Genomic DNA, 13,853 nt, shown 5'->3' on the forward strand with positions numbered 1-13,853 from the left:
TTATTAGTAAGTGGTTAGTGGTTAGTAGTGAAAAGCAACTAACAACTAACAAAATGGACAGCTTTGGCAGCGCAGTAGTGGATGGAAGAAGATGGGGACTTTTTTACTGTTGATGGCCCAAGCCGGCGCCGTCGGAGGTGAATTGACAGAGGCAGCAGGTGAGGGAGGTTTTGGTCTAAATACTAATATTTTAGACGCTAACCTAATCAACCTTGCCATTATTATTAGTGTGCTGTTTATCTTCGGGCGCAGAGTTTTAGGTAATACGCTCCAAGAACGTCGGGAACGGATTGCAAGTGCGATTCAAACCGCAGAGCAACGCACCAAAGATGCAGCAGCAGCCCTTGCAGAACAACAGCAAAAGCTGGCGCAAGCGCAAGCAGAGGCAGAAAGAATCAAAAAAGCGGCTGAAGGGAACGCCCAGAAAGCAAGAGAAGCCATACTGGCTCAAGCAGCTGTTGATGTTGAACGGATGAAGGAAACAGCAGCATCTGACTTGAACACAGAACGGGAAAAAGCGATCGCCCAACTGCGACAAAAAGTTGTCGCTATGGCATTGCAAAAAGCCGAGTCAGAATTACGCACTGGAATTGCTGACGATGCTCAACATACATTAATTGACCGCAGCATAGCGCTACTGGGAGGAAGTTGATGAAAAGTAACATAGCAACAGCCGAAGTAGCCGTGCCTTATGCAGGGGCTTTAATGTCGTTAGCACAGTCCAAAAATTTGACAGATCACTTCGGTGAGGACGTGCGTTCCTTACTGAGTTTGCTTTCCGAGAGCGAGCAGTTACAAAACTTTATTGCTAACCCGTTTGTTTCAGTAGAAGACAAAAAAGCAGTCATCAACCGCATCCTCGGTGATGGCGCTAACGCATACTTCCGCAATTTCTTGATGCTGCTGGTAGATAGAAAGCGCATTTTATTGCTGGAACCAATTTGTCAGCAATATTTGGCGCTGTTGCGGCAACTCAAAAAAATTGCTCTAGCGGAAGTCATTTCTGCTGTTCCCCTAACGGAAGCTCAGCAACAAGCAGTCAAAGAAAAGGTCATTTCTATGACCAATGCTCATGAAGTAGAAATAGACACCAAAATTGACCGTGAGTTAATTGGTGGTGTCATTATTAGGGTAGGCTCTCAAGTTATTGACGCCAGTTTACGGGGTCAGTTGCGCCGCATCTCATTGCGTTTAAGTGGCGCTTAGAAAAAAATCAATTGTCAATTATGAATTATGAAAAATTTTGCCATAATTCATAATTCCTTCCTCGTTCCGTCTCGCAATATAAAGAAGATAGACAAATGGCAATTAGCATTAGACCCGACGAAATCAGCAACATTATTCAGCAACAGATAGAACAATACGACCAACAAGTCAAAGTGGCTAACGTTGGTACCGTTCTGCAAGTAGGTGACGGTATTGCTCGTATCTATGGTCTTGACAAGGCTATGGCAGGCGAGCTACTAGAATTTGAAGACGGCACAATTGGCATCGCCCAAAACTTGGAAGAAGACAACGTGGGTGCGGTGCTCATGGGCGAAGGTCGTGACATTCAAGAAGGTAGCTCCGTAACCGCCACGGGCAGAATTGCTCAGGTACCCGTGGGAGACGCCTTGGTTGGACGAGTTGTAGATGGTTTGGGTCGTCCAATTGATGGCAAGGGAGAAATCAAGACCACAGAAACTCGTTTGATTGAATCTCCAGCACCAGGTATTGTGGCTCGTCGCTCCGTACACGAACCAATGCAAACTGGTATCACAGCTATCGACGCGATGATTCCCGTCGGTCGCGGACAGCGAGAATTGATCATTGGCGACCGTCAAACAGGAAAAACAGCGATCGCCATTGACACAATCATCAACCAAAAATCCGAAGACGTGATCTGTGTCTACGTTGCTATCGGTCAAAAAGCTTCGACTGTGGCTAACGTTGCGCAGACATTACAAGAAAAAGGCGCGCTCGATTACACCGTGATCGTCGCTGCTAACGCCAGTGACCCAGCCACCCTGCAATTCTTGGCTCCTTATACAGGTGCTTCGATTGCTGAGTACTTCATGTACAAAGGTAAGGCAACTCTGGTTATCTATGATGACCTATCCAAGCAAGCTCAAGCTTATCGCCAAATGTCCTTGCTCCTGCGCCGCCCACCCGGACGGGAAGCTTATCCTGGAGATGTGTTCTACATCCACTCCCGCTTGTTGGAACGTGCAGCAAAGCTGAGTGACGAATTGGGTGCAGGGAGCATGACCGCCCTACCAATTATCGAAACTCAAGCAGGTGACGTCTCTGCTTACATCCCCACCAACGTAATTTCGATTACAGACGGTCAGATCTTCCTGTCTTCCGACCTGTTCAACTCAGGTGTCCGTCCCGCTATTAACCCCGGGATTTCCGTGTCGCGGGTAGGTTCTGCTGCTCAAACCAAGGCAATGAAGAAAGTTGCCGGAAAATTGAAGCTGGAATTGGCGCAGTTTGACGAATTGCAAGCCTTCGCACAATTCGCATCTGACCTAGATAAAGCAACTCAAGACCAACTAGCACGGGGTGCGCGCTTACGCGAACTCTTGAAACAGCCGCAAAACGCACCTCTGGCAGTTTATGAGCAAGTAGCGCTTCTCTACGCTGGTATCAACGGGTATTTAGATGAGGTTCCAGTAGATAAAGTCACTGCTTTCACTCAGGGACTGCGTGAGTACTTGAAGACCAGCAAACCTCAGTACACTCAAGGAGTGCAAACCAAGAAAGCACTGGGTGACGAAGAGGAAGCAGCTTTGAAGGAAGCAATCAACGAATACAAGAAGACCTTCTTGGCAACAGTGTAAATCAGGAATCAGGAATCAGGAGTCAGGAGTCAGGAGTCAGCAAAAATATGTTAGTTCTCTCTTGACTTCGGAATTCTGAATAAAAAACCTTCCTGGCAAAAGTATAAGACAGGAGTTAGGAGTAAGAAGTTAGAAAATAGCTTCATCCTGACTCCTGAATTCTAAATTCTGAATTCTTGTAAAAGATTATGGCAAATCTCAAAGCAATACGCGATCGCATTCAATCAGTAAAAAATACCAAAAAAATTACAGAAGCCATGCGGCTGGTAGCTGCTGCTAGGGTGCGTCGCGCCCAAGAACAGGTAATTGCTACCCGTCCTTTTGCTGACCGTTTGGCACAAGTTCTGTATGGTTTGCAGACCCGTCTGCGGTTTGAAGATGTAGACCTACCTCTGTTGAAAAAACGCCAAGTTCGGTCAGTGGGGCTGTTGGTAATTTCAGGCGATCGCGGTTTGTGCGGTGGCTACAACAACAATATTATCAAGCGTGCCGAAAATCGCACTAAAGAACTCAAGGCAGAAGGTCTTGACTACAAATTTGTCATCGTAGGACGCAAAGCCGGTCAGTACTTCCAACGTCGCGAACAGCCCATAAACGCTACCTTCACTGGCTTAGAGCAAATTCCCACTGCCGCTGAAGCCACCAACATTGCAGACCAATTGCTTTCGTTGTTCCTCTCAGAAAGCGTAGACCGCATTGAGCTAGTTTACACCAAGTTTGTCTCCTTGGTAAGCTCTCGTCCTGTGGTGCAAACCCTGCTTCCCCTTGACCCCCAAGGTTTAGAAGCACAGGATGACGAAATCTTTCGCTTGACAAGCCGTGGTGGTGAATTTGAAGTCACACGGGAGAAAGTGACCACCCCAACCCGTGTTTTACCTCGCGACATGATTTTCGAGCAAGACCCAGTACAGATTCTCGATTCCTTGCTACCTCTGTATCTAAGTAACCAACTGTTGCGGGCGTTACAAGAATCAGCCGCAAGCGAACTCGCAGCGCGGATGACAGCAATGAGCAATGCCAGCGATAACGCTAAGGACTTGATTGGTTCTCTCACACTGTCTTACAACAAAGCGCGCCAAGCCGCAATTACCCAGCAAATCCTAGAAGTTGTCGGTGGTGCCGAAGCACTAGGTTAGAACCAGAGGATGAGGAAGATGAGGAAGCGAATGGAAAATTTCTACTCTCCCTTATCTCCCTTATCTCCACGGCAGCCGCACGCCACTTGCTATCTCCTATGCCTGCGGCACGCCGTAGGCGTTAGCGTAAGCTCCTCCTACGGAGGCACGGAGACGCTTCGCGTGTCCGAAGGACATAGGGCTTACAACGGTGGAAACCCCCGCACGGCGCAGCCTCCTCGTCTCCCCCGATAAAAATTCAAAAATTTTTTCTAAAACTGACAGATTTCAACCAGAGCGTACTATAATCGTACTATAGATGAACCACATGGGGCTTTAACGGTTTCGACGTGGTGGCGAAAGCTACTCTATGATTCAGGTCGAGAGTGAGTCGTCTCTCGAAAATCAAAGGCTCAAAAAAAAAGTAAATGCGAACAACATCGTACCTTTTGCTCGTAAGCAAGCTCTAGCAGCTGCCTAATAATCTCTAACAGATTCGAGCGTCTCTAGTTTGACTCCGTTAAGGGCTAGAGACCAACCCCCAACGGATGCTCTAGCAAGTATCTCTGGTTTGCTTGCTAGCTAAGAATTAACCAGAGCATCCTAGCGTTCGGGATAATGAACGTTTCCCGCCTTGAGGATCAGAAAGGCTAAACCTGTGAATGAGTGGGGGGTCAATACCCATTGCGGACATGGGTTCAACTCCCATAAGCTCCACTAATAAATAAAACATGAAATCCACCTGGTAGAGTTATAGCTAGGTGGATTTTGTTTTTTATGGCTGAATCAAAAGTAGTTGTGACTTGTCAAAACCCAGCTTGTGGCAAGGAATTTAGCAAGCCAGTAGCTAAGTTTAATTGTAAATATTTCTGTATTTCTTATACCGTAGCATCTACCAGTTTTTCGAGAAAAATCTAGTGAGAGCAAAATCGCTGTACTCGAAATCACAAAGCTTTAATTAATAGCTAATAACTCAAATCATGTCTTACACCAATAGCCTTCAGGCTTTAGCCTGCGGCTACAAGAACCAAATCTGCCTAGGCAAACTAGCAATTTCTCTAATGTGCTGTCCATGATAGCAGAATTAAACAACCTATATATATATCACTTTTTTCTCACGGTGTGGAGTAATTTTTCCAACAGTATTACTAGAGTTTATACAAAGACCTATTAGTGATGTGTAATTTTGAGCGATCGCTATTACCCAACTCAGTGAATACTAAGAAATGGTAGAAATTGTATCAACAATCTGTTTCTGTATGCGTGCATTTTCCTACTGGCTCGGTAAAAATGTTCAATGGCTAGGTCGTTTAGTAGCACTATGCATACTGTGTTTAGTGTTAGGTTCATCACTCCCGGCAGATGCAGCGAATCGCATCAGTCCTCAATTAGAACAGCAAATCTTACAAGTTATCCGGGAACACCCGGAAGCCCTCATAGAATCAGTACAAGCGTACCAACAAAAGCAACAAGCACAGATACAACAAGCACAACAAGAATTTGTGCGTCAAATGAAAACCAATCCCCAAGAGGTGATTGGTGAGTCTCCCACGACTGGCTCAACTGAGTTTAAGACTTTATTGGTAGAATTCTCAGATTTTCAATGTCCCTACTGTGCCCAAGCACATAAAACCCTAAAACAGTTTATGGCAAAGCATAAGGATGAAGTCACTTTGGTTTATAAACATTTCCCTCTCACACCTATTCATCCTCAAGCAATGCCAGCAGCAGTTGCTGCTTGGGCAGCACAACAACAAGGTAAATTTTGGGAGTACCAAGACGCGCTCTTTACCCATCAAAAACAACTGGGAGAGCCTTTGTATTTAGACATTGCCGAAAACCTAAATTTGGATCTCGAAAAGTTTAAACGCGATCGCTCTTTGGGCGGCTCCCTTTGGGAGCATCGGCAAAGCCGCGCCCTTACGGGCGAACGCCTCCTTGGTGAAACTGCAATTGAGAAAGATGTACAGCTTGCTGAGAGATTGGGACTTTCTGGCACTCCCTTCTTTGTGATGAATGGTGAAACTTTGTCGGGTGCATTGCAGGTTTCGGATCTGGAGAATGCATTGAGTCGTGTTCAGTAAATTCTCGGCTCTAACTAAGTATTATATATTACATATTTTTTGATACGTACGTAGCTTGAGAATCGCAGGTAATCGCTCATAAAGCCTACTTCGGTAGGCTCACTGTTTACTGTCTTTGGTTTGCAAGGTTACAAAGGTTGCAGAGTACTGAGTTCAGTTTAAGTGCTCTATTAAACCAAGTACCACATAATTAACCCGAGCAAAACGTGGTGCATCCAAGACAACCCTATTAACTTCGGTGGAACAGAAATCATGAGGTCATTAATGCGTCGCAGTGGATTCAGTGTGTTTTTCCCTATGACTCTGATAGCAACTTGTAGCTCTCAACTATTTATATCCAGCCCATCTTTAGCAGGAGAAGAATATGTAAGGAATGCCGCTCCCAGTGCAGTTCAAGCAGTCAATCCTACTTTAGATACACAGCAAACTTACCTGACGCCTTTGGAACAACAAGTTATGAGCGAGATGAACAAGGTACGGACAAATCCCAAGGCATACATCCCTATCTTGGAAAGCTACAAACAGCGCTTCCAAGGTAAGCGAGTAAAAGTTTCTAATCAAGGCTTCATGCAAACACACGAAGGGCTAACAGCCGTTGATGAAGCAATTGAGTTTCTCAACTCAGTGAGTCCTGTTAGTGCTTTAACCACATCTAAGGGAATGTCTTTAGGTGCTAGAGATCATGTCAAAGATAATGGAGCACAAGGTAAGAGAGGTCATCATGGCAGCGATGGTAGTAACACATCTACTCGGATTGACCGCTACGGACATTGGCAAACCACTGCTGGGGAAAATATCAGTTATGGTCCCACGACGGCTCAGGAGATCGTCATGCAGTTAATTATTGATGATGGAGTGCCCAATCGCGGTCATAGAAAAAACATTTTTAACCCCGCTTTTAAAGTGGCTGGGGTTGCTTATGGAAATCACGCCAGATACAAAACGATGTGCGTGATTACCTACGCAGCAGGATATCAAGAAAAATTGATTTCAGCAAATGGGGGTAATTAAACATGGCTTTTTGGGGTTGGGAATAGGGAATGCGAAATGGTTCTTTCCTATTCCCTATTTCCAGCCCGAACGGGTTACATTTATTTGTGCCGACCTGCTGAATTGAAATTTGTTAGCACTCTCTCGTTAAATGCTTTTGCATTATAACGGGAGTTTTTTTATGACAGCGGTTTTCAGCTAAGGTGGCTATAGCTCAATACGGTTCAGATAAGACCAAAACCCTTATCAGGAACACAATGTAGAGACGCGCCATGGCGCGTCTCTACACCTGACCGAATCTCACCAAAAATCCTTAACTGAACCGTATTGGGCTATAGCTATATCTCAAATGTCTATCACATAAGCTTTTATGGGCAATGCCCACCAGAAGATTTGTGGTCTAATCATCAGAATAAGCGGTGTAACATTCGTCTGCTTTAAAAACGAGAAGCTTATCAAGTCATCTGGAAACTAGTTATAAATTTATGGATCTCAATACATATTGATTGGTCGCTTCAAAGTTATGAGGTCGTTGATGCGTCGGATGGTATTTTGGATATTTATCCCCATGACTTTATTAACTACATCTTGTGATGCATTGTTTGAGTCTGACTCCTTTGTACCTAACATTCCTGAAGAAGAAGATTCTGATGTTTTGGTACGCCCAAAGACTCTTTCGCGTCTTGAACAACAAGTGATTGTAGAAATGAATAAGGCGAGAACAAATCCCGCTGCTTATGCTGCTGTATTAGAAAACTATAGACAACGTTTTGAAGGCAATCGAGTTAGAATCTCTAGTCGAGTCTATTTGCAAACACACGAAGGAGTCAAAGCGGTTGATGAGGCGATCGCCTTTCTCAAGTCAGTCCGTCCAGTGGGATCTTTAACGGCATCCAAAGGAATGTCTTTGGCGGCTAGGGATCATGTCAAAGACCAAGGCTCAAAAGGGATTCTGGGTCACAAGGGGAGCGATAAGAGTGACCCCTTTACTCGCCTCAACCGCTACGGGAGTTGGAAATTCACTGCTGGGGAAAATATTAGCTATGGTTCCCATACGGCACAAGATATTGTTATGCAATTAATTATTGACGACGGAGTACCCGATCGCGGTCATAGAACAAATATGTTTAACCCTACTTTTAAGGTGGCTGGAGTTGCTTTTGGGGTTCACACTGCATACAGGCAGATGTGCGTGATTAACTATGCAGGAGGATATAGAGAAAATTCGTAATTGAGAATTCATAATTTGTCTAAAAGCTTTGTTACGCACTCTCAAGAAGTCATAATTGATGCCAATTTATCATTTAAATATACTGGATACAACAACTGTTGAACATCAACGCGCCATTCTTGACAGTTTGCATTACGCCAATATTGGTAGCGGTTTTCCTGAGAATGACCGATTTCAACGAAATTGAGTCCGCTCCTAGTTTTTCCCAATTACGAATTATTAACGATGAGTGCTCACCGCAGTCAAACAACTTCACCTGCTACTAACCTTAACGTCTACGTTCAAGGTAAAGGCTTCCCAATTCTGTGTTTACATGGTCATCCTGGTTCCGGTTCTAGTCTTTCTGTCTTTACCAATCACCTATCAAAACGCTTTCAAACTTTTGCCCCAGACTTGCGCGGGTACGGGAAAAGTTGGTTTAATGGCAATTTTGCCATGCACGACCATTTAACCGACTTAGAAGCGCTTATAGACCGCTTTGGGATAAGAAAATGTCTGATATTAGGATGGTCGCTAGGTGGCATTCTAGGTATGGAACTGGCACTGCGGCTACCGGAACGAGTCACTGGGCTAATTTTGGTGGCTACAGCTGCCCGACCCAGAGGCAATCATCCGCCTGTGACTTGGCAAGATAATGTTTATACTGGTGTTGCCGCCCTCTTAAGCTTCATAAAACCAGATTGGCAGTGGAATATTGAAACTTTTGGCAAGCGATCGCTCTTTCGCTACCTAATCCAACAACACAATCCCACTGCCTACCGCTACATAGCAAAGGATGCGTTGTCAGCCTATTTGCAAACTTCTGCTCCTGCCACTCGCGCTCTTTATTCCGCGATTGGGGCAGGGTACAATCGACTAACAGACCTAGAACAAATTCAATGTCCCGCTCTTGTGCTGGCTGGGGAATGCGATCGCCACATCACAGCTGAGGCCAGCTTAGAAACATCTCGTTACCTCAAAGATTGTCAGTCGCACTGCTACTCTAATACTGCCCATCTTTTCCCGTGGGAGATCCCCGATCAAGTATTAAGCGACATTGACCGTTGGCTTGAGAAGAATCTACAGGTTGTAAGTTAGTAGTTGCGCTTAAGCACAACTACTAACTAGCCTTCTGACGAGAAAAGAACTCAGAACTACTCTTCGATCACAGCCGGAGAGTTCTTTTGTAACCGGATGTCGAGTCATGATAAAATCTCCAATTTTTATTTATGGAGATGAATAATTTTTTGCTTGTTGAATCCCCTGCATTCACTAGTAGGGATATTTAGGAATTCTGAGTTCTAAATTCTCCTCAGTTTAATTACATTTGACCGCTAAAGACAGGCTTTACTTTGCGGTCAATCCTTTCCCCCAGGTCATCAGCAATCGTCAAAGCATTTGGCTTGCAGCGCTTGACATTAACAATAATTCCCTGCGCTCCCTCTTGTTCCAAATCTTCTACGTAGCCTTTTATCGCCGCTTTTGCGTCAACAGAACTGAGAAACGGTCCAAAGTAGTAGGTGCAACGGGGATATTGCGTCACGATTTCTACCCACCAAGCTAAGCCCAAGTTCTGGAATAGGTTAATCAAAGATTCCTTAAGGTTATGCCAAACGATTTTCATGGTTCTCGCCGATTTCTAAATGTGGTACTGGGTTCTAAACGATATGCTGCTAGTTTTGATTGTTTTACATTTCTTTATACTCTGTTTTACTGTTCTTTTTTCAAAGAAATTTTTGGGAATTTATCCAGGTGTAGCGTATTTATCCAGCGTTGACGGTAAATTTCATAAAGCGCCATACCTGCTGCTACTGAGGCATTCAGGCTAGGAGTTTGACCTTGTAGGGGGATCGACACCAAAAAGTCGCAATGACGTTGTGTCAAAATACTCAGACCTTCGCCTTCAGAACCAATTACCAAAACAATAGGACCGTTGAGTTTTACCGTATGCAGAGGTTCGCTTGCTTGAGCAGCAGTGCCATAAATCCAAAAGCCAGCGGCTTTCAGTTCTTCCAAAGCACGCTGCAAGTTCACCACCCTAGCCACGGGAAAATTTTCTAAAGCACCGGCAGCTACTTTCATGACTGTAGAGGTAATACCAGATGCTCTGCGTTGCGGGATCACCATTCCTTGAGCGCCTAACGCCTCTGCAGTGCGAATAATTGCTCCTAAGTTGTGGGGGTCAGTGATCCCCTCAGCAACAACAATCACGGGATCTGTAACAGATTTTGTCTGTGCAATCAACGCATCCAAATCAATATAAGCATACGGAGCAATTTGCGCTGCCACACCTTGGTGGTTCCCTTGGTCTGTGATTTGGTCTAAGCGCTTAGGCTCAACTTCGTCAATAATTGTGCCATTTTCCTTCGCTCGTAAAATCAGCGAGTGAAAGCGGGAGTCGTAGCGCAGACGGGAAGTAATCCAGATCCGGTTGAGACTGCGCTCATTCTCCAAAGCACTTAACACTGGATGACGACCGTAGATCAAATCCGTATCTTCTGATTGTTGAAAAGAAGTGGATGAACTGGAGGAGAAGTTACGATGTTGGCGTGAGCCTTCTGTTAGGGTGTTGGCACCTTTATCTCTGGAAGCGCGACTTGGATGAGAAATAACACGCTTTCCCTTCATTTTCAAGGGTTGCCCACTATTAGGTTCGCCAGAAGTCTTGATTTTTCTTGGTTTATTGATCATATGAGTCATTAGTAGAGCTTATAGGTGGGCGTCCTTGTTACCTCTATTTACCGAACCTACTCTACAAGTTTTGCTATTGTTGAGTTTAATTTCTCACAGCTTTTCCAGGTGAAGTTTTTGCAACAGGTCGGTTAAGCGATGGAAATCGGTGAGATACAGGTAGCCAATTAAAGTTTCTAAACTAGTTGCTTGTTGATATGTCGCGGGATCGACCCGCCTAGGGCGCCTTGCGGCAGCATTGCGACCCCGTCGGACAATTTCTAACTCGGTGTGCCTCAGATGAGGATACAGCGTCTGCAACATTTTAGCCTGGGTCTCTGCTCTGACTTGTGACACGACTAGACGATGGTATGTTTCTGAGCGCCTAGGTGGTAGCAGATAAAACATTCTGATGTACAGTTCATAAACTGCGTCTCCCAAATAAGCTAAAGCAGTAGGAGAAATTTGTTGCAGCTGTGCCTGTGAAATCTCTTGGGATAAATGCTCTTTTGTTGCCCCTAGTAGTTCATACCAAACTGAATTCTGACTGGAAGCTTCATTTGATCCATCTAGTGGGTCTTCCTCCTTCGATCTCACAAGTTCTTTTTTCCTCGCAGGCTCTATTATGGAGGCTTTCTTCGGGAAGACTTATTCGTTTACCCGCAGAATGCCGTGCAGATATACCTAAGCTTAATCACAGCTAAAAAAATTACTGCCTAAATTTTATCTTTTTTTCAATTTCTAGTTGCCATTTCTTATACTCAAGGGGCTTAAAGTGAAGTCTGAAATCTAAAAGTATCCAAAATGATTTGTCTGGGCGCTAAAAACAAGGATACTTTTAAAGCTTAAAGTATAAAGTGTAAAGTATGAAATAAATCTTATATTCAACTATGATAGCATACTGCAAGCTATCTTTGAGTCTTATACACCATATATCTTTGCTTATCTGAGAAAAATTTAAGCTATCCAGATTGGATGATCGGATAGCTATATTAAGCTCTCAGGTCAAGCAATCAAGACGACTTGGTGTTTTCTAGAGCCGCTTCAACTGAAGATTGTAGGGCGAGAAACTTCTCCAAGCGAACAAGCTTGACCGTCTGAGTGACACGGGCATTAGTAACAATTTGCAAGGTACCTTCGGAGTTTTGAGCCTGCTTAGCTAGCTGCACCAAAGCACCCAAGCCAGAGCTATCAACAAAATCGATTTGCGAGAGATCCAGAATAATGTGCTTTGGTCCCTCTTCAATCTTGCTCCCAAGTACCTTGCGAAATGTTGGTTCAGAAAAGGCGTCTAACAAACCTGTGAGGCGGAATAGCTGACAGTTATCCCGGACTTCACGAGTGCCTCTCAGGCTTACAGTTAGATTAAGTGGCTCAGCAATAATTCCCTCCTCATAGTTCTGGTGAACGCTCAAGTATAGATGGTTTTAGTGTAGATTGTCTACAACTTGCTTGGATATGGGGAATGGGCACAAGGCCACAGGGGAAGAACTGATTTTTTGCTCCCCAGATCCCCAATCTCCAGCTTTCTCCATTTTTATCCTACTTTTATCCTACTCTGGCTAATCCGGCTCGACGATCTGCTTGCATTGCTTGAACAAACTGCTCAAACAAATAATCAGCATCGTGAGGACCAGGACTTGCCTCTGGATGATACTGTACAGAAAATACTGGCAGTGACTTGTGACGTACTCCAGCAACGGTGCGATCGTTTAAGTTGAGATGACTAATTTCTACAACAGTGTTAGGTAAAGTCTCTGGGTCAATGGCAAAACTATGGTTTTGGCTGGTAATTTCTACTCGTTGTTGTAGACCCGCTGGCTGATTCAAACCGCGATGACCAAATTTGAGTTTGACAGTTTCAGCTCCGAGCGCATGACCCAAAATCTGGTGTCCCATACAAATACCAAACATGGGTTTTTGACTTCCCAGCAGTGCTTTCGTAGTTTCAATGCCTTCGGTGACAGCTGCTGGATCACCAGGACCATTAGAAAGAAAGATGCCATCTGGATTGTATTTGAGAATTTCTTCTGGTGGGGTATTAGCAGGAACAACAATGACGCGACAACCGTAACTCGCCAAACGACGTAAGATATTGCGTTTTACACCAAAGTCAATGGCAACAACAGTGAAAAATTCCTCGGAATTTTCTTGGCAAGCAGGATTAAATTCCCATACGGGGTTGGTGGGATCAGACCATTCATATATAGTTGGGGTAGTGACCTCCCGGACAAGATTCAATCCTTTCATATTAGGAGCTGCCTGTACTTGCTCCAGCAACTCAGCCTCATCCAAAATTTCTGTAGAAATGCCACCGTTCATGGCTCCAAAAATCCGAATTTTGCGGGTTAAGGCACGGGTATCAATGCCGTATATCCCGGGTATCTGGTGCTGTTCAAGGTAATCAGGTAAAGACTGTGTGGAGCGCCAGTTACTTGGGCGAGTACAAATGTTCCGAGCAATCGCACCCTGCACCTGGGGTCTACTTGATTCCTCGTCCTCTGGATTGACTCCTGTATTCCCCAATTCAGGGTAAGTAAAAACGACTATCTGACCGCAGTAACTAGGGTCGGTCAGCACTTCTTGATATCCGGTCATACCAGTGTTAAAAACCACTTCCCCAATCGTGGTTCCAGTGGCACCGAAAGACCAGCCATGATATGTGGTTCCATCTGCCAAAACAAAAATAGCAGGAATTGTGTCAGAAAGAGGCATAAGCTGTGATCTAGGATAGGGATTTGGGATGAGAAGAAAGTATAAGGTACAAGGTATAGGATAAGAGAGACAGGGAGGTTATCGGGAACAGGGTTATAGATAACAGAGGAATTGAACATGAACCCATCACCTATTCTCCATTTTCCAATTAACTCGATAGTGCGAACGAATATTATGCCATGAGTCAAGGCTTTTGGCAGTTATAACTCAATTAACTATTACTTAAGGCTCGAACACACAAAATCTT

At 44.6% G+C, this 13,853-nt stretch carries 15 protein-coding genes and 1 other RNA gene; 11 read left to right on the forward strand and 5 right to left on the reverse strand.

Annotation, left to right across the window (positions count from 1 at the left end):
* Window positions 1-91: 91 nt before the first annotated feature.
* The 11 genes from MAS10914_RS0117335 to MAS10914_RS0117380 all read left to right on the forward strand — a co-directional run bounded on the left by MAS10914_RS0117335 (window position 92) and on the right by MAS10914_RS0117380 (window position 9,319).
* Window positions 92-652, forward strand: a complete 561-nt coding sequence (locus MAS10914_RS0117335; RefSeq protein WP_017317213.1) for a F0F1 ATP synthase subunit B — start codon at window positions 92-94, stop codon at window positions 650-652.
* Window positions 652-1,206, forward strand: coding sequence for an ATP synthase F1 subunit delta (gene atpH / locus MAS10914_RS0117340; protein ID WP_017317214.1), 555 nt, complete (start codon window positions 652-654; stop codon window positions 1,204-1,206). Before MAS10914_RS0117335 ends, atpH begins: the two co-directional genes overlap by 1 nt.
* A gap of 95 nt (window positions 1,207-1,301) precedes the next feature.
* A complete protein-coding gene (gene atpA / locus MAS10914_RS0117345) occupies window positions 1,302-2,822 on the forward strand; it encodes a F0F1 ATP synthase subunit alpha (protein WP_017317215.1) in 1,521 nt (506 codons plus the stop codon).
* 188 nt (window positions 2,823-3,010) lie between these two features.
* Window positions 3,011-3,958, forward strand: coding sequence for a F0F1 ATP synthase subunit gamma (locus MAS10914_RS0117350; protein WP_017317216.1), 948 nt, complete (start codon window positions 3,011-3,013; stop codon window positions 3,956-3,958).
* Between the two features lie 18 nt (window positions 3,959-3,976).
* The gene (locus MAS10914_RS34325) at window positions 3,977-4,192 is read left to right on the forward strand and encodes a hypothetical protein (RefSeq protein WP_232224181.1); all 216 of its coding nucleotides are present in this window, start codon (window positions 3,977-3,979) and stop codon (window positions 4,190-4,192) included.
* Between the two features lie 75 nt (window positions 4,193-4,267).
* Window positions 4,268-4,657: a transfer-messenger RNA gene (gene ssrA, locus MAS10914_RS32905) on the forward strand.
* A gap of 539 nt (window positions 4,658-5,196) precedes the next feature.
* Window positions 5,197-6,021 carry a DsbA family protein gene (locus MAS10914_RS0117360; protein ID WP_017317218.1) on the forward strand — a complete coding sequence of 275 codons (825 nt, stop codon included), beginning with the start codon at window positions 5,197-5,199 and terminating at the stop codon, window positions 6,019-6,021.
* Between the two features lie 264 nt (window positions 6,022-6,285).
* Window positions 6,286-7,032, forward strand: a complete 747-nt coding sequence (locus MAS10914_RS0117365; RefSeq protein ID WP_017317219.1) for a CAP domain-containing protein — start codon at window positions 6,286-6,288, stop codon at window positions 7,030-7,032.
* Between the two features lie 514 nt (window positions 7,033-7,546).
* The gene (locus MAS10914_RS0117370; protein ID WP_017317220.1) at window positions 7,547-8,242 is read left to right on the forward strand and encodes a CAP domain-containing protein; all 696 of its coding nucleotides are present in this window, start codon (window positions 7,547-7,549) and stop codon (window positions 8,240-8,242) included.
* A gap of 58 nt (window positions 8,243-8,300) precedes the next feature.
* Entirely contained in the window at window positions 8,301-8,429 is a 129-nt protein-coding gene (locus MAS10914_RS36230) for a hypothetical protein (protein ID WP_017317221.1), read from the forward strand.
* Window positions 8,430-8,467: 38 nt separating this feature from the next.
* On the forward strand, window positions 8,468-9,319 hold the full coding sequence (locus MAS10914_RS0117380; RefSeq protein ID WP_026082617.1) for an alpha/beta fold hydrolase: 852 nt from the start codon (window positions 8,468-8,470) through the stop codon (window positions 9,317-9,319).
* A gap of 223 nt (window positions 9,320-9,542) precedes the next feature.
* On the opposite strand, the gene MAS10914_RS0117385 is transcribed toward MAS10914_RS0117380, so the two are convergent.
* From MAS10914_RS0117385 to carA, 5 genes are all read right to left on the reverse strand, one after another.
* A complete protein-coding gene (locus tag MAS10914_RS0117385; protein ID WP_017317223.1) occupies window positions 9,543-9,845 on the reverse strand; it encodes a DUF1816 domain-containing protein in 303 nt (100 codons plus the stop codon).
* Between the two features lie 86 nt (window positions 9,846-9,931).
* Window positions 9,932-10,912 carry a 23S rRNA (guanosine(2251)-2'-O)-methyltransferase RlmB gene (rlmB, locus tag MAS10914_RS0117390; RefSeq protein WP_026082618.1) on the reverse strand — a complete coding sequence of 327 codons (981 nt, stop codon included), beginning with the start codon at window positions 10,910-10,912 and terminating at the stop codon, window positions 9,932-9,934.
* Between the two features lie 93 nt (window positions 10,913-11,005).
* Complete coding sequence (locus MAS10914_RS0117395) at window positions 11,006-11,488, reverse strand: Mini-ribonuclease 3 (RefSeq protein ID WP_017317225.1); 483 nt, start codon at window positions 11,486-11,488, stop codon at window positions 11,006-11,008.
* Between the two features lie 416 nt (window positions 11,489-11,904).
* Entirely contained in the window at window positions 11,905-12,306 is a 402-nt protein-coding gene (locus tag MAS10914_RS0117400) for an STAS domain-containing protein (protein ID WP_017317226.1), read from the reverse strand.
* Window positions 12,307-12,439: 133 nt separating this feature from the next.
* On the reverse strand, window positions 12,440-13,606 hold the full coding sequence (gene carA, locus MAS10914_RS0117405) for a glutamine-hydrolyzing carbamoyl-phosphate synthase small subunit (protein WP_017317227.1): 1,167 nt from the start codon (window positions 13,604-13,606) through the stop codon (window positions 12,440-12,442).
* Between the last annotated feature and the right edge of the window lie 247 nt (window positions 13,607-13,853).

Origin of the sequence: Mastigocladopsis repens PCC 10914, from assembly GCF_000315565.1 — a bacterium.
In the GTDB taxonomy this organism is placed as follows: Bacteria; Cyanobacteriota; Cyanobacteriia; order Cyanobacteriales; family Nostocaceae; genus Mastigocladopsis; species Mastigocladopsis repens.